This is a genomic window from Nonomuraea sp. NPDC050227, from assembly GCF_044459705.1.
Classification (GTDB): Bacteria; Actinomycetota; Actinomycetes; order Streptosporangiales; family Streptosporangiaceae; genus Nonomuraea.
Genome location: NZ_JBITJF010000014.1, coordinates 136,556 through 157,443, shown reverse-complemented (window position 1 = coordinate 157,443; position 20,888 = coordinate 136,556). Strand labels below are relative to the sequence as shown.

Annotated in this window: 14 protein-coding genes; 7 read left to right on the top strand and 7 right to left on the bottom strand. The window is 71.3% G+C overall.

The window, feature by feature from the left end; genetic code table 11:
• Positions 1-27: 27 nt before the first annotated feature.
• Positions 28-708, bottom strand: a complete 681-nt coding sequence (locus ACIBK9_RS42135) for an endonuclease (protein ID WP_397164519.1) — start codon at positions 706-708, stop codon at positions 28-30.
• A gap of 101 nt (positions 709-809) precedes the next feature.
• Between ACIBK9_RS42135 and ACIBK9_RS42130 the strand changes: the two genes are divergently transcribed.
• Entirely contained in the window at positions 810-1,094 is a 285-nt protein-coding gene (locus ACIBK9_RS42130; protein WP_352328823.1) for a Fe-S cluster assembly protein HesB, read from the top strand.
• A gap of 57 nt (positions 1,095-1,151) precedes the next feature.
• Here the strand turns inward: ACIBK9_RS42130 and ACIBK9_RS42125 are convergent, their stop codons facing one another.
• The 3 genes from ACIBK9_RS42125 to ACIBK9_RS42115 all read right to left on the bottom strand — a co-directional run bounded on the left by ACIBK9_RS42125 (position 1,152) and on the right by ACIBK9_RS42115 (position 3,363).
• The gene (locus ACIBK9_RS42125; RefSeq protein WP_387671125.1) at positions 1,152-2,210 is read right to left on the bottom strand and encodes a 3-deoxy-7-phosphoheptulonate synthase; all 1,059 of its coding nucleotides are present in this window, start codon (positions 2,208-2,210) and stop codon (positions 1,152-1,154) included.
• A gap of 249 nt (positions 2,211-2,459) precedes the next feature.
• Entirely contained in the window at positions 2,460-3,152 is a 693-nt protein-coding gene (locus ACIBK9_RS42120) for a CBS domain-containing protein (RefSeq protein WP_387671127.1), read from the bottom strand.
• A gap of 7 nt (positions 3,153-3,159) precedes the next feature.
• The gene (locus tag ACIBK9_RS42115) at positions 3,160-3,363 is read right to left on the bottom strand and encodes a hypothetical protein (protein WP_352322071.1); all 204 of its coding nucleotides are present in this window, start codon (positions 3,361-3,363) and stop codon (positions 3,160-3,162) included.
• A gap of 187 nt (positions 3,364-3,550) precedes the next feature.
• Here ACIBK9_RS42115 and ACIBK9_RS42110 point away from each other — a divergent pair, with 187 nt between their 5' ends.
• Positions 3,551-5,461, top strand: a complete 1,911-nt coding sequence (locus ACIBK9_RS42110; protein WP_397164516.1) for an N-acetylmuramoyl-L-alanine amidase — start codon at positions 3,551-3,553, stop codon at positions 5,459-5,461.
• Here the strand turns inward: ACIBK9_RS42110 and ACIBK9_RS42105 are convergent.
• Both ACIBK9_RS42105 and glgP read right to left on the bottom strand, forming a co-directional pair.
• Complete coding sequence (locus ACIBK9_RS42105) at positions 5,424-6,320, bottom strand: MurR/RpiR family transcriptional regulator (protein ID WP_364330608.1); 897 nt, start codon at positions 6,318-6,320, stop codon at positions 5,424-5,426. The genes ACIBK9_RS42110 and ACIBK9_RS42105 overlap by 38 nt on opposite strands.
• A gap of 50 nt (positions 6,321-6,370) precedes the next feature.
• The gene (gene glgP / locus ACIBK9_RS42100) at positions 6,371-8,950 is read right to left on the bottom strand and encodes an alpha-glucan family phosphorylase (protein ID WP_397164514.1); all 2,580 of its coding nucleotides are present in this window, start codon (positions 8,948-8,950) and stop codon (positions 6,371-6,373) included.
• A gap of 293 nt (positions 8,951-9,243) precedes the next feature.
• Here glgP and ACIBK9_RS42095 point away from each other — a divergent pair, with 293 nt between their 5' ends.
• The 3 genes from ACIBK9_RS42095 (at position 9,244) to ACIBK9_RS42085 (ending at position 14,453) form a co-directional block, all read left to right on the top strand.
• A complete protein-coding gene (locus ACIBK9_RS42095; RefSeq protein WP_397164512.1) occupies positions 9,244-11,346 on the top strand; it encodes an alpha-1,4-glucan--maltose-1-phosphate maltosyltransferase in 2,103 nt (700 codons plus the stop codon).
• Between the two features lie 71 nt (positions 11,347-11,417).
• Positions 11,418-13,118 carry a maltose alpha-D-glucosyltransferase gene (gene treS / locus ACIBK9_RS42090; RefSeq protein WP_352322061.1) on the top strand — a complete coding sequence of 567 codons (1,701 nt, stop codon included), beginning with the start codon at positions 11,418-11,420 and terminating at the stop codon, positions 13,116-13,118.
• A 3-nt stretch (positions 13,119-13,121) separates the two neighbouring features.
• On the top strand, positions 13,122-14,453 hold the full coding sequence (locus tag ACIBK9_RS42085; RefSeq protein ID WP_397164511.1) for an aminoglycoside phosphotransferase: 1,332 nt from the start codon (positions 13,122-13,124) through the stop codon (positions 14,451-14,453).
• Positions 14,454-14,484: 31 nt separating this feature from the next.
• On the opposite strand, the gene ACIBK9_RS42080 is transcribed toward ACIBK9_RS42085, so the two are convergent.
• On the bottom strand, positions 14,485-15,339 hold the full coding sequence (locus ACIBK9_RS42080) for an NAD(P)-dependent oxidoreductase (protein WP_397164509.1): 855 nt from the start codon (positions 15,337-15,339) through the stop codon (positions 14,485-14,487).
• A 74-nt stretch (positions 15,340-15,413) separates the two neighbouring features.
• Here ACIBK9_RS42080 and ACIBK9_RS42075 point away from each other — a divergent pair, with 74 nt between their 5' ends.
• Together ACIBK9_RS42075 and glgB are read left to right on the top strand one after the other, a co-directional pair.
• Positions 15,414-18,521 (top strand): BTAD domain-containing putative transcriptional regulator, encoded by a 3,108-nt coding sequence (locus tag ACIBK9_RS42075; RefSeq protein WP_397164507.1) that lies wholly within the window; start codon positions 15,414-15,416, stop codon positions 18,519-18,521.
• A gap of 169 nt (positions 18,522-18,690) precedes the next feature.
• Complete coding sequence (gene glgB / locus ACIBK9_RS42070; RefSeq protein WP_397164505.1) at positions 18,691-20,886, top strand: 1,4-alpha-glucan branching protein GlgB; 2,196 nt, start codon at positions 18,691-18,693, stop codon at positions 20,884-20,886.
• Positions 20,887-20,888 lie beyond the last annotated feature (2 nt).

The following is a 20,888-nucleotide window of genomic DNA, read 5'->3' as shown; positions in this document are numbered from 1 at the left end:
GAGCCGAACCTAACAGAGCGTCCCCGCTCACCCCGCTGCGGCCGACCTCACCTCGTCGGCGGCCTTCTTGCTGGTCGACACGCGGACCAGCGCCGCCGACAGGCGGGCCAGCTCGTCGCCGGAGCCGGCCAGGCGGGCCAGGCCGCGTTCCTGGCGGGGCAGGCCGAGCCGGGCCGCGCCGTCCAGGACCCGTCCGTCCAGGTGCGGCGCGACCTGCGGCCACACGCCCTGGACCTCGCGCAGGAAGATGTCGGCGCCGGTCGGGCCGATGCCGGGGAACTCCCGCAACAGCTCGCCGATGCGCCCGGGGTCGCCCCCGGCCTCGTCGCGCAACCTGCGCAGGTCGCCCTTCCAGCGGTCGAGCAGCAGCTCGGCGCCCCTGCCGAGCATGGTCGAGGTGCGTTCGTCGTAACGCCGGTAGTGGCCGCGGCCGAGGGCGTCCACGCGGTCCTGCCAGCTCGCCCGCGCCATGTCCCGCGGCGTGCGGTACCCGGCGGCGAACAGCTCGCGCGCCGCCGCCACCGCCACCCCGGACGAGATGCGCGCGCTGAGCAGCGTGGCCAGCACGAGGAGCTGGTACAGCGGCCGCGGCCGGTCGGCGAGCCGGATGCCCGCCTCCGCGGCGAACGTCTGGCCGCACTGTTCGAGCAGGGCGTCCAGCACGCCCTTGTCCTTGTCGGCGTCCTTGTCGGCGTCCTTGTCAGCCATGACGCTCCGCTACCCCCATGGCGGGCGCTCATCCCGGCCCGGCGCGTTTGCCGCCCTGGTCGCGGGGGAGGCGGGGGGTCTCCAGCGAGAAGGAGCGCATCGTGCTGACTTTGACTGACAACGCCGTGGTCGCGATCCGTGACCTGATGGTCGGCGAGGACGTGCCCGCGCACGCCGGCCTGCGGATCGCCGCCAAGCCGGACGAGGCGGGCGCCTTGGAGGTGTCGCTGGCGAGCACGCCGTACGCCGGGGACCAGGTCATCGAGCAGGGGGACGTGCGCGTCTTCGTGGCCGAGGACGCCGCGCCCATCCTCGACGACAAGTCGCTGGACGCCCAGCCGGGCACGCCGGGGCATCCGACGTTCCGGCTGGACCGCCGCACCTGACCGGCCCTGCCGGGCCCCCGGCGGCCCGCCCGTCACCTCGGGGCCGCCGGGAGGCCGTCAGCCGGCGGCGCGGCCGGCGCGCACGGCGTCGGCCAGCTCGGCCAGCAGGCGCTCGGTCTCCTCCCAGCCCACGCAGGCGTCGGTGATGCTCTGCCCGTACGTCAGGCCCTCGGCCGGGCCGGGCTCCTGCCGTCCCGGCACCAGGAAGCTCTCCACCATCAGCCCCGCGATGCCCTTCTCGCCCGCCGCCAGGCGTCCGGCCACCTCGCGCACCACGGCCGCCTGCCGTACGTGGTCCTTGCCGCTGTTGCCGTGGCTGGCGTCGATGATCAGCCGCTCCGGCAGCCCGGCCTTGGCCAGCAGCGCGAGCGCGTCGCCGATGGACTGGGGGTCGTAGTTGGGGCCGGTGCGCCCGCCGCGCAGGATGACGTGGCAGTCGGGGTTGCCGGTGGTCGAGACGACCGCGGCCCGGCCCTCGTCGTCGATGCCGAAGAACACCTGCGGGTGCGCGGCGGCCTTCACGCCGTCGATGGCCACCTGCACGTCGCCGTCGGTGGCGTTCTTGAAGCCGACCGGCATGGACAGGCCGGAGGTGAGCTGGCGGTGCACCTGGCTCTCGGGCGTGCGGGCGCCGATCGCGCCCCAGGTGACGGCGTCGGCGATGTACTGCGGGCTGGTGGGCTCAAGGAACTCGCAGCCCACCGGCAGCCCGGTGTCGAGCACGTCGAGCAGCACCGTCCTGGCCAGGCGCAGCCCGCGCTGGACGTCGTGGCCGCCGTCGATGTCCGGGTCGTTGATCAGGCCCTTCCAGCCGATGGTGGTACGCGGCTTCTCGAAGTACACCCGCATGACCACGCACAGGGCGTCGCCGAGGTCGCGGGTGGCGGCGGCCAGGCGGCGGGCGTAGTCGAGCGCGGCCTCCGGGTCGTGCACCGAGCACGGGCCGACGATGAGCAGCAGGCGGTCGTCGTCGCCGGCGAGCACGTCGCGCACGGCGTTCCTGCTCGCCGCCACCAGCGCCTCGCGCTCCGGGCCGAGCGGCTGTTCACCGATGAGCTCGCGGGGCGTGGGCAGGGGTTCGAACGAGGTGATGCGCAGGTCGCTGGTCGTGGTCATGGGCTGGTCCTCCGCTTTCGATGGAAGTTCGAAGGCGGTACGGCCCACATCCGTGGCCCCCGGAGCCGTCCGCCTGAACGACGAAAGGCAGAGACGAGACGTCTCTGCCTTTGGGCTCCGGGTGATCAGTAAGTCAGCGCATGTGACCTTCGGCTCCACCCGGAGCCGCCACATAGCGCCAAAATCGGCTGATCACTGACATGCTGTTGACGCTAGCAGACGCCGGGTGACCGCTCCAAATCCCGTCCGCTATCCGAGATCGGATTCCCAGCCGGGTTCGCGCAGGTCGCCGAGCCCGTAGAGGCCGACCAGGGTGCCGTCGGCACGGGTGACGACGACGTGGTCGACGTTCGCGCCCTCCATGCGGGTGGCCAGGGCGTCGAGCTGCTCGCTGGGCCGTACGGTGGTGACGCCGGTGTTCATGGCGGCCTCGGCGGTGCCGGTCAGGTCGGCGCCCTTGAGCTCGCGCGACCCGATGACGCCCTGCACCACCTCGTCCCGGTCCACCACGACCGCGAGCCCGGCCGGGTCGGCGACGATGCGCTCGCTGAGCTCCTCCAGCGGGTCCTCCAGGTCGGCCGTGACCGGGTCGCGCCGGGCGCCGGAGCCCACCAGGACGGCCTCCCCCTCGTACGGCAGGTCGGCCGACAACCAGTCCATCTTGCCCAGGCCGTAGTCGTGCACGTCGGCGAAGCCCAGCCGGGCCAGCCGGTGGGCGGCGCGCGGGCTCAGGTCGCAGAGCCAGTCGTGGCAGTAGACGACGACCGGACGCGACCGGTCCAGCAGGTCGTCGGCCAGCCGGTCGAGCGAGCCGAGCGGCAGGTGCGCGGCGCCGGGCAGGTGCGCCCAGGCGTACTCGCGCTCGGGCAGCACCTCGGCGAGCTGGGCGTCGCGCGTCGCGAGCAGGTCCTGGACGCCGACGCGGTCGATGATGCCGATCATCAGGGCCTCAGCGCTCCCCCCGGCGAGGCCGTTCGGACTTGGGTCCTTCGGCGCGGTCGCCGCCCACCTTGCGCGGGCTCTTGTCCGGGTCCGACTGGAGTTTCCTGGCCACGCGCTTCTTGAGCTCCTGCTCGCTCATCCCCTGCCGGTCCAGTTGCTTGCGCAGCCGGCGGCGCTCGTTGTCGTAGGAGTGACTTCCGGGTCGAGGCATGACAACTCCCCCTCTCCTCCGAGGCCCGCCTACCCAGCCCGTCACCTGCTAGTCCTCGGGAACGGGCCGCCGGAGCCGGCCCGGCGGTCCGTTAAGGGATGAAAAATATCTTCGCAAAGTTCTCGCCAGAGAAGGAAAATGTTGAGACGCTGAACGCGCACCACGCCCCCCAGTCAAGGAGCGGTTCATGCGCAGAGCGCTGGCGATCGCCGTCGTCGCCTTGTTGCCCTTAACCCAAGTGCCCTCGGCCAACGCCGAAGAGCCCGCCGACCGGCAGCAGGCGTTCGCCGCGGCGGCCGACGAGTTCAAGGTCCCCCAGAGCGTGCTGCTCGGCGTCTCGTACCTGGAGTCGCGCTGGGACGCCCACGCGGGCCAGCCGTCGAGCGACGCCGGGTTCGGCCCGATGCACCTGACCGACGCGGCCGCGTACACCGGCTCGAACCACCACGGAGAAGGCGAGGAGGACGCCCGCGGCGACGAGAGCAGGCCGCTCGCGCCCACGGCGACGCCCGCCCCGGCGGAGATCCCCGCCTCGCTGCGCACGATGGAACGCGCCGCGCAGCTCACCGGCGAGAGCCACGAGCGGCTGCGCACCGACGACGCGGCCAACATCCGCGGCGGCGCGGCGCTGCTCGCCGACTACCAGAAGAGCCTCGGCGCACCCCTGAGCGCCAACCCCGGCGAATGGTACGGCGCCGTCGCCAAGTACTCCGGCGCCGACGAGGCCGACGCGGCCAAGTTCTTCGCCGACGAGGTCTACGCCACCATCCAGGAGGGCGCCGAGCGCACCACGGACGACGGGCAGAAGGTCACCCTGCCCAAGGTCCCGGACCTGGAGAAGATCGAGAAGTGGCTGGAGAAGCTCGGCCTGCGGCCCGCGCGGCGCGACGGCGTCGAGTGCCCGGCCTCGATCTCCTGCGAGTGGATCCCCTCGGCCTACCAGGAGCTCCCGCCGGACGACTACGGCCACTACGACCTGGCCAACCGGCCGGTCAGCCAGAAGGTCGACTACATCATCATCCACGACATGGAGGGCTACTTCCTCCCGTCGATCAAGCTCAACCAGGACCCGAACTACGGCGCGAGCTGGCACTACTCGGTCCGTTCCAGTGACGGGCACATCGCCCAGCACATCAAGACCAAGGACGTCGGCTGGCAGGCCGGCAACTGGTACATCAACGCCAAGTCCATCGGCATCGAGCACGAAGGCTTCCTGGCCGAGGGCAGCACCTGGTACACCGAGGCGATGTACCGCTCGTCGGCCCGGCTCGTCCGCTACCTGGCGCTCAAGCACGGCGTGCCGCTCGACCGCGCCCACATCCTGGGCCACGACAACGTCCCGGGCACGATCCCGAGCACGGTCCGCGGCATGCACGAGGACCCGGGGCCGTTCTGGGACTGGGCGCACTACTTCCAGCTCATGGGCGCGCCGCTGCACCAGTTCGGCGGGCCGCAGGCCGGCTCGGTCATGATCAAGCCGGACTTCGCCACCAACAAGCCCTACTTCTACGGCTGCGACCGCAAGAACCCCGAGGCGGCCTGCCCGCCGCTCAGCGCCGGCACCGTGTGGCTGCGCACCGAGCCGCGCGACGACGCCCCGCTGATCAAGGACATCGGCAAGCACCCGACCGGCGGCTCGCTCTACAGCGTGTACGACCACAGCGCCAGGGCCAGCACCGGCCAGCGCTTCGCCGTCGCCGACCGCCAGGGCGACTGGACGGCGATCTGGTACCTCGGCCAGAAGGCGTGGTTCCACAACCCGGCGAGCGCCCCGACCGCGATCCCGTCGATGGGGCTCGTCGTCACGCCGAAGCCGGGCAGGGCGACCGTGCCGGTGTTCGGGCGGGCGTACCCGGAGCAGGAGGCGTACCCGGCCGGCATTCCGTACCAGGCGGTGACGCCGCTGCAGTACACGTTCTCGGCGGGCGAGAAGTACACGCTGGCCGGGCCGGCCGCCGCCGAGTACTACCGGGCGGTCACGTTCGACCTGGCCGACCACACGGTGGTCAAGGGCAAGACGAAGTACCTGGAGATCCAGTTCGGGCACCGCGTGATGTACGTCAAGGCTGACGACGTGCAGGTGTCGTTCTCCGGGTGAACTCCTTGACGGCGCGCCTGGTGCTCGCGAGCGCCTCCTGAGAGGAGTCGAACGTGCGCTGGGCGACGCCGACGAACACGCAGTCGACGACGAGGAGCTGGCTGATCCTGCTGGCCAGGGCGCCGGGACGGAACTCCGTCTCGCGCCCGGCCGAGATCAGCACGTGCTCGGCCAGCTCCGCGATCGTCGAGCGCGGGTTGTTGGTGACGGCCACCGTGGTGGCCCCCGCCTCGCCCGCCCGGCGCAGCGGCTCGATCACGTCGGGGGTCTCCCCCGAGGTGCTGATGCCGATCGCCACGTCGCCCGCCTTCAGCAGGACGGCGCTGGTCAGGGCCAGGTGGGCGTCCTGGAAGGCGTGGCTGGACAGGCCGATGCGCAGCAGCTTCTGGGCGACGTCCTCGGCGACTAATCCCGAGGCGCCCACGCCGTAGGCGTCGATGCGCCTGGCCCCCACGATCGCGTCGACGACCAGGCCCAGGCGCTCGCTGGTGAGCTGGGCGACGGTGTCGTTGATGGCCTCCGACTCGGCCCTGGCCACCTTCTGGATGACCTCCGACAGCGGGTCGTCGGGCGCCAGGTCGCCGGGCACGAGCCGGTCGGGCTGCGCGGCCGCCGCCGCCAGAGCCAGCCTGAGCTGGGGGTATCCGGCGAAGCCGAGCAGCCGCGCGGTGCGCACGATGGTGGCCTCGCTGGTGCCGGAGGCAGCCGACAGCTCCGTGATGGTGCTGCGCGCGACCGTCGCCGGATCCTCCAGGATGAGCCGGGCGACGGTCTGCGCGGCAGGCGTCAGGGACGGCAGGACACCGCGGACCGTGGCCACCAGATTGTCGGCCCGCAGGCCGTTCCCGCTGTCGTCCACGGTCCTGATTATGCACCGCCCGACCACCGGGCCGACCTCGTCCGGATATATCAGCGCAAGGTACCGTTCGTCATTCCCACCGGCTCCTCCGGGACGGCGATCAGCCCCAGTTCCGCCGGAGTGGCAGCGAACGGGTGATGCGGGACAACCCGGACGGTGTATCCGAAGGCCCCCGTACGGTCGAGCGGCACCCGGCCCGTGAAGTGGGCGTGGCCGTCGTCCTCCAGCGACTCCAGGGCCAGCCGCGCGTACCGCGGCCGGACCAGCTCGTCGTGCGGCCCGACCTTGCCGTACGCGGCCTCGACCAGCACGTCCCCCGGCTCCAGGTCGCCGAGCGCGATCGTGGCCCGCAGCTCGACCGAGGCGCCCACCTCCGGGGCGTCGCCCACGCCGGACGCCTCGACGTGCTCGACCCGCACGCCCGGCCAGGCCCGCGTGACGCGCACCCGCCAGGCCGCGAACGCCCTGGCCGCGGCGTAGGAGTCGGCCGACAGCGCGCGGGCCGACTTGGCGGCCGGGGTGTAGAGGTCGACGACGTAGTCGCGGAGCATGCGTCCGGCCAGCACCTTGGGCCCGAGCGAGGCCAGGGTGTGCTTGACCATCTCCATCCACCTGCGCGGCAGCTCGTCGAACGGCCGGTCGTAGAAGCGGTCGGACACCTCGTGCTCGATCAGGTCGTACAGGGCGCCGGCCTCCAGCTCGTCGCGCCGGTCGGGGTCGCTGACGCCGTCGGCGGTGGGGATGGCCCAGCCGTTGGTGCCGTCGTACCACTCGTCCCACCAGCCGTCGCGGATCGACAGGTTGAGCCCGCCGTTCAGCGCCGACTTCATGCCCGAGGTGCCGGACGCCTCCAGCGGCCGCAGCGGGTTGTTCAGCCACACGTCGCAGCCCTGGACCATGAGCTGGCCGAGCGTCATGTCGTAGTCGGGCAGGAAGACGATGCGGTGGCGCACGTTGTGCTGGTCGGCGAACTTGACGATCTGCTGGATCAGCTTCTTGCCGCCCTCGTCGGCTGGATGCGCCTTGCCGGCGATCACGATCTGCACCGGCTTGTCCGGGTCGAGCAGCAACCGGGCCAGCCGCCTGGGATCGCGCAGCATGAGCGTGAGCCGCTTGTACGACGGCACCCGCCGGGCGAAGCCGATCGTCAGCACGTCGGGGTCGAGCGCCTCGTCGATCCAGCCCAGCTCGGCGACCGAGGCGCCGCGCTCGCGCCACGACCTGCGCAGCCGCTCGCGCGCGCCCTCGACCAGCCGCCTGCGCAGCTTGCCGCGGATCTCCCAGATCTCCCGGTCGGAGATCTTCTGGATGCCCTCCCAGCCGCGGGCTCGCTCGATCAGCGAGGGCAGCTCGCGGCCCGCCAGCTCCATGAACTCGCGCCCGACCCACGTGGGCGCGTGCACGCCGTTGGTGATCGAGCCGATCGGCACCTCGTCGAGGTCGAAGCCGGGCCACAGGTCCTTGAACATCTCCCGGCTGACCGCGCCGTGCAGCTCGGAGACGCCGTTGACGCGCTGGGCCAGGCGCATGCCCATGACGGCCATGTTGAAGCGGCCGGGCTCGGCCTCGGCGCCCAGGGCCAGGATGCGCTCGACGGGCACGGTCGGCCAGGCGGAGTCGCCGCCGAAGTGGCGTTCGATCAGGTCGCAGGGGAACCGGTCGATGCCGGCGGGCACCGGCGTGTGCGTGGTGAACACCGTGCCGGCGCGGACGGCCTCCAGGGCCTCGTCGAACGACATGCGCGACTCGGTCAGCTCGCGGATGCGCTCCAGGCCGAGGAAGCCGGCGTGGCCCTCGTTGGTGTGGAAGACCTCGGGCTCGGCGTGGCCGGTGATGCGGCAGTAGGCCCTGATGGCGCGTACGCCGCCCACGCCCAGCAGCAGCTCCTGCATGAGCCGGTGGTCGGTGCCGCCGCCGTAGAGGCGGTCGGTGACGTCGCGGGCGGCGGTGTCGTTGTCGGCCACGTCGGAGTCGAGCAGCAGCAGCGGCACCCGGCCCACCTGCGCCACCCAGACCTGGGCGTGCAGGACGCGGCCCTCGGGCAGGCCGAGACGGATCTTGACGGGTTCGTCGCCGTCCTTCAGCAGGGTCAGCGGCAGCCCGCCGGCGTCGAGCGCCGGATAGTGCTCAAGCTGCCAGCCCTCGGGCGACAGGGACTGGGTGAAGTAGCCGTGGCGATAGAGCAGGCCGACCGCGAGGATCGGCACGCCCAGGTCGCTGGCCGCCTTGAGGTGGTCGCCGGCGAGGATGCCGAGACCGCCCGAGTACTGGGGCATCGCGGCGGCGATGCCGTACTCGGGGGAGAAGTAGGCGATGGCGCGTGCGACGTCGGGCAGCGTCTGGTACCAGCGCGGCGACGTCATGTATTCGCGCAGGTCGTCAGCTGCGTCGGCGAGGCGGCGGAGGAAACGGCGGTCGGCGGCCAGCTCGTTGAGCCGGGCCGGTGTGACGGCGCCGAGCAGGGCCACGGGATCGTGCCCGACCTGTTCCCACAGGGCCGCGTCGACCTCGGCGAAGAGGTCGAGCGTCTCCGGGTGCCAGGACCAGCGGAGATTGTGCACGAGCTCGCCCAGGGCGACCAGCTCCGTGGGCAGGACGGTGCGGACGGTAAACCGGCGGATAGCTCTCACGTTTCTGCACCCTACGGGCTAGGAGGGACCTCTCAGTCCTTCACCCCCAAGAAGCCCCTTCAAACCCCAGCCCGGAACAAGCATGAAGCCGGACGATTGGGGCAACTTTCCTCTTTGTTGGCTCTCCCGGGAACACACTCGGGAGGTCTATCCGCTGCTGTCCAGTATTTACGTGCAAGGATCGTTACTGCCGGGGTAGGCCGTATCCAGCGGTCCCACGCGGTTGCGGAATCTTGCACATACGGAAAGCCTCCGGCGGCGCCGAGCGCGCCGTCGCAAACCCTGCGAATGCGATGATCGGACGAATTCCCATCACGGACATCTCCCCCGTCGTCGACTGCGGGCAGTGGCCCGCCAAGGCGGTCGCCGGCGAGACCTTCCAGGTCTCGGCGACCGTCTTCCGAGAGGGCCACGACGCCGTGGCCGCGGGCGTGGTGCTCACCTCGCCCGACGGACAGCGTGGCCGCCTGAAACCCATGCGCGAGCTGGCCCCCGGCACCGACCGCTGGGGCGTCGACGTGTGCCTGCCGGCCGAGGGCGACTGGATGTTCCGCGTGGAGGCGTGGAGCGATCCGATCGCGACCTGGCTGCACGACGCCGAGATCAAGATCCCGCGTGGGCTCGACACCGACCTCATGTGCGAGGAGGGGGCCCGGCTGTTCGAGCGGGCCGCCAAGGCCGTCCGCACGGCCGAGTGCCCCGCGCCCGGCGGCCAGGGCGGCCCCGGCAACGGGCACTCCAGGAACGGCATGGGCAACAGCAAGGGCAACGGCAACGGCGACAGCGCGTGCGGGCACCGGGCGGCGCTGCTGTCGGTGTCGGCCACGCTGCGGGACGAGGATCTCGACCCGCGCGCCCGGCTGTCCATCGCCCAGCTCCCCGAGACGGCCGCGCTGCTGGCGGCGCATCCGTTCCGCGAGCTGGTGACCAGGGCCAAGCCGTACAAGGTCAGGGTCGACCGGCGCAGGGCGCTCTACGGCTCCTGGTACGAGTTCTTCCCCAGGTCCGAGGGCGCGGTCGTCACCGAGTCCGGCGTCTCCAGGTCGGGCACCTTCGAGACCGCGGCCAAGCGGCTGCCCGCCATCGCCAAGATGGGCTTCGACGTCGTCTACCTGCCGCCGATCCATCCCATCGGCCAGACCTTCCGCAAGGGCCGCAACAACACGCTGAGCCCCGAACCCGACGAGCCCGGCTCGCCGTGGGCCATCGGCTCGGAGGACGGCGGCCACGACGCCGTCCATCCCGATCTGGGCACCCTTGAGGACTTCGACGAGTTCGTCAGCCGCACCCGCGCCCTGGGCATGGAGGTCGCGCTCGACTTCGCCCTGCAGTGCTCCCCCGACCACCCGTGGGTCAAGGAGCACCCGGAGTGGTTCACCATCCGGGCGGACGGCACGATCGCCTACGCCGAGAACCCGCCGAAGAAGTACCAGGACATCTATCCGATCAACTTCGACAGGGACCCCGAGGGCATCTTCGCCGAGGTCCGGCGGGTGCTGCGGCACTGGATGGACCACGGTGTGCGGATCTTCCGGGTGGACAACCCGCACACCAAGCCGGTGGCGTTCTGGGAGCGCCTGCTGGCCGACATCCACGCGACCGACCCGGACGTGGTGTTCCTGGCCGAGGCGTTCACCCGGCCCGCGATGCTCCAGACGCTCGCCAAGGCCGGGTTCCACCAGTCGTACACGTATTACACGTGGAAGAACTCCAAGTTCGACGTGGAGACCTACCTCTCCGAGCTCGCGCACGAGACGTCCGCGTTCCTGCGGCCGAACCTGTTCGTCAACACCCCGGACATCCTGCACGAGTACCTGCAGCACGGCGGCGTGCCGGCGTTCCGGATCAGGGCCGTGCTGGCCGCTCTCACGTCGCCGACCTGGGGGGTGTACTCCGGGTACGAGCTCGCCGAGAACGTTCCGGTGCGCCCAGGTAGTGAGGAATACCTTGATAGTGAGAAATATCAGTACAAGCCACGCGACTGGGCGGCAGCCGAACGCGAAGGAAGGACCCTCGCCCCGCTCATCACCCATCTGAATTTGTTCCGAAGAGCGCATCCGGCGCTGCAGGAATTGCGTAACCTACGGTTCCACAGGGTCGACCATCCGGACATCGTCTGCTTCTCCAAACGGCTTCCGGGCGCCTATGACACGGCCACACGAAGGCACGGGCTGGGCGACGTCGTTCTGGCGGTTGTCAATCTGGATCCTCACCACACCCACGAGGCGACGGTAGATCTCGACCTGCCCGCCATCGGTCTCGACTGGAACGCCGAGTTCGTCGTGGACGACGAGCTGTCGGGCGAGTCCTACCGCTGGAGGCAGAGCAACTATGTGCGTCTCGACCCTCACATCCAGCCTGCCCACATTCTCACCGTACGAGCCGCGCCACGGTAGAACAGAATTCAGCGGGGAGTCTTCAACGTGTGTGAAAGCGCCCTCCTCATGAGCCCCCTCTGGGGGAGTCCATGAGCTCCACACCCATTCCCAACACCTTCGACGAGGAGAAGCCGCGCGATCCTTACTGGTACAAGCGCGCCGTCTTCTACGAGGTTCTGATCAGGGGATTCGCCGACTCCAACGGCGACGGGACCGGGGACATCAAAGGCCTGATCAGCAAGCTCGACTACCTGCAGTGGCTGGGCGTCGACTGCCTCTGGCTGCTGCCCCTGTACGAGTCGCCGCTGCGTGACGGCGGCTACGACATCGCCGACTTCATGAAGATCCTGCCCGAGTTCGGGGATCTGGGAGACTTCGTGAAGCTGGTCGACGAGGCGCACAAACGCGGCATGCGGGTGATCGCCGACCTCGTCATGAACCACACCAGCGACGCCCATCCCTGGTTCCAGGCCTCCAGGCACGACCCGGAAGGCCCGTTCGGCGACTTCTACGTCTGGTCGGACACCGATGAGAAGTACCAGGACGCCCGGATCATCTTCATCGACACCGAGACGTCCAACTGGACCTACGACCCGGTGCGTGGCCAGTACTACTGGCACCGCTTCTTCCACCACCAGCCCGACCTCAACTACGAGAACCCGGACGTGCAGGAGGCCATGCTGGAGGTGCTGCGGTTCTGGCTGGACCTCGGCATCGACGGCTTCCGCCTGGACGCGGTGCCCTACCTCTTCGAGGAGGAGGGCACGAACTGCGAGAACCTGCCCAGGACGCACGAATACCTCAAGAGCATCAGGCGCGAGGTCGACCGGCTCTTCCCGGACCGGGTGCTGCTCGCCGAGGCGAATCAGTGGCCTTCGGACGTGGTGGAATATTTCGGCGATCCGGTAGGCGGCGGGGACGAATGCCACATGGCCTTCCATTTCCCGCTCATGCCCCGCATTTTCATGGCGGTCCGCCGAGAGTCCCGCTACCCAATTTCCGAAATTTTGGCACAAACGCCGAAAATTCCGGAACATTGCCAATGGGGGATTTTCCTGCGGAACCATGATGAGCTGACGCTCGAAATGGTGACCGACGAAGAACGCGACTACATGTACACGGAGTACGCCAAAGATCCGCGTATGCGGGCGAATGTCGGCATCCGCCGGCGGCTGGCTCCCCTGCTGGAGAACGACCGCAACCAGATCGAGCTGTTCACCGCGCTGCTCCTGTCGCTGCCGGGCTCTCCCGTGCTCTACTACGGCGACGAGATCGGCATGGGCGACAACATCTGGCTCGGCGACCGCGACGGCGTCCGTACCCCGATGCAGTGGGACCCCGACCGCAACGCCGGGTTCTCCGACTGCGACCCCGGGCGGCTCTACCTGCCCGTGATCATGGACCCGATCTACGGCTACCAGGCGATCAACGTCGAGGCCCACCAGAAGAACGCGGGCTCGCTGCTCCACTGGACCAAGCGGATGATCGAGATCCGCAAACGTCACCCCGTCTTCGGGCTCGGCGAGTTCGCCGAGCTCAACTCCTCCAACCCCAGCGTGCTCGCGTTCGTCCGGGAGCTGGGCGACGACCGGATGTTGTGCGTCAACAACCTGTCGCGCTTCCCGCAACCGGTCGAGCTTGACCTGCGCAGATTCGTCGGCGTCTCCCCCGTGGAAACCATGGGAGGGGTCCCATTCCCGGCAATTGGCGAACTACCGTATCTTTTGACGCTTCCCGGGCATGGGTTCTATTGGTTCACACTCCCACCGGCACACACCCAGGAGGAGTAGGGCGTGATAGAGGAGCTCCTTGCCGCATGGATCGGCCGCCAACGATGGTTCGGCGGCAAGGGGCGCCCGATCGACGATCTGTCGATCGAGTCGGACGTCCTGCTGAGGCCAGGGCTCCGGCACGTGATCGTGGCCGTCTGGCAGGAGGGCGCGCGGGACCGGTACCAGATCTTCCTGGGCGAGCGGCACGACCTGCCCGACCGGCTCAACCACGCCCTCGTCGGCAGCCTCGGCGACGCCTACTTCTATGACGCCGTCCATGACGCCGACGCCATGAGCTGGCTGCTGGAGGGCATGGCGGGCGACGAGACCCGCAGCGGGCTGCGCATGCGGCACGCGCCCGGCGTCGTCATCGACACCTCCCAGCGCAGCCTGGTGCTGGGGGCCGAGCAGTCGAACACCTCGCTCGTGTACGGCGACTCCTACATCTGCAAGCTGTTCCGCCGGCTCGTCCCTGGCGTCAATCCGGAGCTGGAGATCATCAGCGCCCTGGCCGTCCGGAGCGCGCCGAACATCGCCCAGCCGTACGGCTGGATCGAGGCCGACGTGGACGGCACGGACACCACGCTCGCCTTCATGCAGGAGTACCTGTCCAACGCCAACGACGGCTGGGACCTCGCGCTGACCAGCGTCCGCGACCTGTACGCCTCGCTGCCGGGGGTCACCGCCGCCGAGGCGGGCGGCGACTTCGCCGCCGAGTCCGTACGGCTGGGCATCGCCACCGCCCGCGTCCACCACGAGCTGGCCGCGGCGTTCCCCACGGACCTGGTCGAGATTCCCGAGGTCAAACGCATGGCCGAGGGGTTCCGGCGACAGCTCGGGCGGGCCATGGCCGAGGTGCCCGAGCTGCGGCGGCACATGGCGGCCCTGGAGGACGCCTACCACCAGGTGGAACTGCTCACCAGAGAAGTGCCCGTGCAGCGTGTTCACGGGGATTACCACCTGGGCCAGGTGATGCGCACGCCCACCGACTGGGTGGTGCTCGACTTCGAGGGCGAGCCGGGGCAACCGCTGGCCGAGCGCCGGGCGTTGTCGTCGCCGCTGCGCGACGTGGCCGGGATGCTGCGCTCGTTCGACTACGCGGCCAGGCACCTGCTGGCCGACCACCCGCAGGCCGCCGAACTCCAGCCCCGGGCCGAGGCCTGGGCCGACCGCAACCGCACCGCCTTCCTGGACGGCTACCGCGAGGGCGGCGGCATGATCACGGTCGGGGACGCGGCGCTGCTGCGGGCGTTCGAGCTGTCCAAGGCGGTGTACGAGGTGGTCTACGAGGCCCGCAACCGCCCGTCGTGGGTCTCCATCCCGCTGGCCGCCTTCCACCCCCGCCCCGCCTGACCGGCGGACCCCGCCGCGGGCGGCCCGGGGGTCAGCGCAGCTCTTCGACCAGGCCGGGCAGGCCCTCGGCGCCGTGGCCGCGGGCGGTGCGCTGGTCGATGATCGCCTTCAGCGGCAGCAGGAGGTCGGGCTTGACCTGCTGCTCACGGAAGGCGCGCACCAGGTTCTCCAGGCCGGACCTGTTGATCTCCAGGTTCGACACCGAGGTCGTGTAGTCGCGCGACTCGACGGACTTTACCCACTCCGGTTGCAGGGCGGCCATCGCGTTGAGCCACGGGACCAGGAGGGTGCTGGTGAAGTCGGTCAACGGGTAGCCGGCCGAGTCGACGAGCGCGGCCGCCTCCAGGAAGCCGGCGATCTGGCCGTACATGCCGGTGAGCATGGCCAGGTCGAGGAGCGGGGCCATCCCGGGGTCGGAGCCGACGAAACGCGGCTCGGCCATCGCGCGGAACGCGTCCTCGAAGCGGTCGAAGGCCGGCTGCGAACCGCTGTAGAGCACGAGCGCGCCGGGCCGGCCGATCATCTGGGGCACGGCCATGATGCCGCCGTCCACGTAGTCGCCGCCGCGTGCGGCCACCCATTCGGCCGCCTGCCTGGCCTCGACGGGCCGGCCGGTGGTCAGGTTCGCCACGACGCGGCCCGTCAGCGGGACGTCGGCCAGCAGCTCGTACACGGCCGGGTAGTCGAGCACGCAGACGATCACCAGCGGGCTGGCCGCGACCGCCTCCGCCACCGTCCCGGCGCGGGTGGCGCCCCTGGCGACCAATGGCTCGGCCTTGTCCGCCGAACGGTTCCACACGGTGACGCGGTGACCGGCGTCCAGCAGGCTGCCGGCGAGCGCCGCGCCCATGAGGCCGAGACCGATGATGGAAATTTCTTCTGACATTTCGGGATTCCTTAGGTTCTGACGGATGTCTTCACCCTGCCCGCAGGGGGTTATGGTCTGATTCGGAGTTGCTTATGGGGGGTGGAGTGCGGTTCGGGGTGCTGGGGGCGCTCGCCGTGTGGGGGCCCGGCGGCGAGCCCGTCCAGGTGCTGGAGGTCAAGGTCCGGGCGCTGCTGGCCGACCTGCTGATCCACGCCGGGCGGCCGGTCTCCGCCGACCGGCTGATCGAGGACCTGTGGGGCGGCAGGCCGCCGGCGAACGCCCTGGCCGCGCTCCGGGTGAAGGTGTCGCAGCTGCGCCGGGTGCTGGGCGACCGCGAGCTGGTGGCGTACCGGGCGCCCGGGTACGTGCTGCGGGTCGAGCCCGAGGACGTGGACGCCGGACGGTTCGCCGCCCTCGTCGGGCAGGCGCAGCGCAGCGCCGACCCGCGGACCCGCGCGGGGCTGCTGCGGCAGGCCCTCGACCTGTGGCGGGGGGCCGCCTTCGCGGAGTTCGCCGACGAGGAGTTCGCCAGGGCGGCCGTGGCCAGGCTCGACGAGCAGCGGCTGGTGGCCGTGGAGGAGCTGGCCGAGGCGCGGCTCGGGCTGGGCGAGCACGGGCTGCTGGCGGCCGAGCTGGCCGACCTGGTGGCCGAGCATCCGTTCCGCGAGCGGCTGCGGGCCGCGCACGTACGGGCCCTGTACCGGGCCGGACGGCAGGGCGAGGCGCTGGCCAGCTACGCCGACCTGCGGACGCGGCTGGCCGACGAGCTCGGGCTCGACCCCGGTCCCGAGCTGGTCGCGCTGCACCAGGCGATCCTTGAGCAGGACCCGGCGCTCGACGGACCGGAGCGACGGCGAACGAACCTGCCGGCGCCGCTCACCGGGCTCGTGGGCCGGGAGGAGGCGGTGGCGGAGGTGCGCGCCCTGCTGCGCGCGAACCGGCTGGTCACGCTGACGGGCCCTGGCGGCGTCGGCAAGACCCGCCTCGCGCTCGCCGCGGCCGACTCCCCCGGCCCGCCCGGCTTCGGCGGCGGGGTGTGGCTGGTGGAGCTGGCGGGACTGCGCGCCGGGGCGCCGGCGGTCGAGGTGGCCGAGGCGGTCGCGGCGGTGCTCGGCCTGCGCGACGACGTGGGCGGCGCGGCGCAGGACCTGACCGCCCGGCTGGCCGACGTTCTGGAAGGCACCCGGACGCTGCTCGTCCTGGACAACTGCGAACACGTCGTCGAGCAGGTCGCCGCGCTGGCCGGACGGCTGCTGCGGGCCGCTCCCGGGCTGCGCGTCCTGGCCACCAGCCAGGAGTCGCTGCGCGTCGAGGGCGAGGCGCTGTGGAGCGTGCCGCCGCTGGGACCGCAGGCGGCGGCGGAGCTGTTCGCCGCGCGCGCGGGCATCGAGCCGGACGCCGACGTCGCCGAGATCTGCGCCCGCCTGGACGGCATCCCGCTGGCCCTGGAGCTGGCCGCGACGCGGATGCGCACGCTCACCCCGCGCCAGCTCGCCGAACGGCTGGACGACCGGTTCCGGGTGCTCGCCTCCGGCCGCCGCGGCGCGCCCGCCCGGCAGCAGACGTTGCGCGCGGTGATCGACTGGAGCTGGGAGCTGCTGGGCGAGGACGAGCGCGTCGTGCTGCGGCGGCTGGCCGTGCACGCCGACGGATGCACGCTGGAGGCGGCCGAGGAGGTCTGCGCCGAGCCGGGCGTGGACGTCCTGGACGCGGTGGCCAGGCTGGTGGACCGCTCGCTGGTGGTGCGGGCGTGGGGTGACGGGGAGCCGCGGTTCCGGCTGCTGGAGTCGGTGGCGGCGTACTGCGTGGAGCGGCTGGAGGCGGCCGGCGAGCCGGCGGAGGTGCGGCTCCGGCACGTGCGCCACTACACGGACCTGGCCGAGCGGGCGGAGCCGTACCTGCGGGGGCACGGGCAGCGGCGCGCGCTCGCCCGGCTCGACGCCGAGGGCGGCAACCTGCGCGCGGCGCTGGAGACGGCGGTGCGGCTCGGCGCGGCGGCCGAGGCGCTGCGGCTGGTGAACGCCCTGGCCTGGTACTGGGTGCTGCGCGGCCGGCTGGGCGAGGGCAAGCGGGCGCTGGAGGCGGCGCTGTCGATCGCGGCGGACGACGATCCGGGCGCCCCCCAGGCCAGGGCGTGGCTGGCGGGCATGCGGCTGCTGGTGGGGCAGCCGCCGGGCCCTGACGTGACGGAACTGTTCACGGCGGTCGAGGACGCCAGGGAGCGGGCCAGGGCGCGATGGTTCGTCGGCTTCGCCCTGTTCGGGTACGACGATCTGTCGATCAGCGCCGGAATGATCGAGACGGCGTTGTCGGAGTTCGCCGAACTGGACGACGAGTGGGGCATGGCCGCCACCCTGACCGTCCGGGCCAGATGGGCGGGGATGCGCGGCGACCTGGCGGGCATGCGGCGCGACGGCGAGCGCGGCCTGGCGCTGTTCCGGCGGACCGGCGACCGCTGGGGCGAGCTGCGGGCGGCGGAGTGCCTGGGCAGCCACGCCGAGATCATCGGCGACTACGACCGCGCCGCGGAGCTGCGCGCGGAGGGCCTGCGCATGGCCGAGGAGCTGGGCCTGTGGAGCTCGGTCTCCGACGCGCTGTCCCGCCTGGGCCGGATCGCCATGCTGCGGGGCGACCACGCGGCCGCCGACGACCACCACGAGCGGGCCAGGCGGCTGGCGGTGTCGCAGTCGAACCGTCCGGCCGAGGAGTTCGCCGAGATCGGGCTGGCGCTCGGCGCGCGCCGCCAGGGACGGCTCGACGAGGCCGAGCGGCTGCTGCTGAGCTGGCTGGACTGGGTGCTGGACGTCTCCGGCGAGCCGGGCGCGGCGCTGATCCTGGCGGAGCTGGGGTTCGTGGCCGAGCTGCGCGGGGACGCGGCGGGCGCGCTGGAGTTCCAGCTTCGCGGGCTGGCCGCCGCCCGCAACGTGGGCGACCCGCGCGCGACCGCCCTCGGGCTGGAGGGGCTGGCGGGGGCGCGGGCGCTCGGCGGCCGATACGCGGAGGCGGCGCGGCTGCTCGGCAAGGCCGCCGCGCTCAGGGCGTCCGTCGGCGCGCCGCTGCCGGCGGGCGAGCGGGGCGACGTGGACCGGATCACGGCGGCCGTGACGGCGGGGCTGGGGGCGGCGGCGCTGGCGGCCGGTCTGGCCGAAGGGGCCGGCATGCCGGTGGACGACCTGCTGCCGGACACATCGGGCGCCTGATCGCCTTGTACAGGGCGGATCCGGCCACGACACGGCCAAGGATCATCCATGACGATCCCGCATACTTCTGCGATCATCCCGGGATTTTGCACATTCGGTGATTGTCGCCGTGAAAGCGGGCAGTGCCTGAGATGGACGGTCATCATAAGGCAGGGTTGGGAGCATGCCCATGAGGACAGAGCTCGACCGCCTCGCTGGCGGGGCGCACCACGATCCGCACTCCGTGCTCGGAGCACACCCGGTCCCGGGCGGCGTGGTGTTCCGCGCGCTGCGCCCGCTGGCCGAGCGGGTGCAGGTGGTGCTCGACGACGGCACGGCCCACGACATGAGACACCAGGCCCACGGCGTGTTCGAGGCCACGGTCGCCGGGCTGGACAAGGTGCCCGACTACACCCTGCGCGTCCGGTACGCCGGTGGGGAGCCGTACGAGGTCAAGGACCCGTACCGGCATTGGCCCACGCTGGGCGAGGTGGACCTGCACCTCATCGGCGAGGGGCGGCACGAGCGGCTGTGGGAGGTCCTGGGCGCCCGCGTGATGGAGCACCAGGACGTGCGGGGCACCGCGTTCGCCGTCTGGGCGCCGAACGCGCGCGGCATCAGGGTCGTCGGCGACTTCAACCACTGGGACGGCACCGCCTACCCGATGCGCTCGCTCGGCCGGTCGGGCGTGTGGGAGCTGTTCGTCCCGGGGCTGGAGGCCGGTGAGCGGTACAAGTTCCAGATCCTCGGCGCCGACGGGCTCTGGCGCGACAAGGCCGACCCCATGGCCCGGCGCACCGAGGTGCCCCCGATGACCGCGTCCGTGGTCGACGAGTCCGCCTACACCTGGGCCGACGACGACTGGATGGCCGCGCGGCGCGAGCGGCCGGCGCAGCTCGGGCCGATGAGCGTCTACGAGGTGCACCTGGGCTCGTGGCGGCCGGGGCTGTCCTACCTGGAGCTGGCCGACCAGCTCTCCGAGTACGCGGCCGACATGGGGTTCACGCACGTCGAGCTGCTGCCGGTTGCCGAGCACCCGTTCGGCGGCTCGTGGGGCTACCAGGTGACGTCCTACTACGCGCCGACGGCCCGGTTCGGCACGCCCGACGAGTTCCGGCACTTCGTGGACCGCATGCACCAGCGCGACATCGGCGTGCTGCTGGACTGGGTGCCGGCGCACTTCCCCATGGACGAGTGGGCCCTGGCCCGCTTCGACGGCACCCCGCTGTACGAGCACGCCGACCCGGCCAGGGGCGAGCACCCCGACTGGGGCACCTACGTCTTCGACTTCGGCCGCAGGGAGGTCAAGAACTTCCTGGTCGCGAACGCCCTCTACTGGCTGAAGGAGTTCCACGTCGACGGCCTGCGCGTGGACGCGGTCGCCTCGATGCTCTACCTCGACTACTCGCGCCGCGAGGGCGAGTGGACCCCCAACGTCTACGGCGGCCGGGAGAACCTCGACGCGGTCGAGTTCCTCAAGGAGATGAACTCCGTCTGCTACCGGGAGGCTCCGGGCATCTCGACCGTCGCCGAGGAGTCGACGGCCTGGCCGGGCGTCTCGCGGCCGGTGCACCTGGGCGGGCTCGGCTTCGGGTTCAAGTGGAACATGGGCTGGATGCACGACACGCTCGAATACCTGCGCCGCGAGCCGATCTTCCGCCAGTACCACCACCATCAGATGACGTTCTCCCTCATCTACGCCTATTCCGAGAACTACGTGCTGCCGCTGTCCCATGACGAGGTGGTGCACGGCAAGGGCTCGCTGCTCGGCAAGATGCCGGGGGACGAATGGCAGCGGTTCGCCCAGCTCAGGGCGTTGCTGGCGTTCATGTGGGCGCATCCGGGCAAGCAGCTGCTGTTCATGGGCGGCGAGTTCGGCCAGGGCTCGGAATGGTCGGAGGAGCGCGGGCTCGACTGGTGGGTGCTGGAGTTCGACGGGCACAAGGGCGTGCAGCGGCTCGTCCGCGACCTCAACAGGCTCTACAAGGAGACCCCGGCGCTGTGGGAGCAGGACGCCAGGCCGGAGGGGTTCCGCTGGATCGACGCCGACGACGCGTCGGGGAACACGTTCTCGTTCGTCCGGTACGCGGCCGACGGGTCGGCGGCGGCCTGCGTGGTCAACTTCAGCGGCGGGGCGCACGAGAGCTACCGGCTCGGACTGCCCTACGGCGGCCACTGGGCGGAGGTCGTCAACACCGACGCCTACGACTACTGGGGCAGCGGCGTGGGCAACATGGGCGGGGTCGAGGCGGAGGCCGAGCCGTGGCACGGGCTGCCGTTCTCCACGACGTTGCGGGTGCCGCCGCTCGGCGCGGTGTGGCTGACCAAGGAGGCGCCGACGGAGTCTTCGGAGTCTGCGGGGCCGTCGGGGTCGTTGAACGTTTGAGG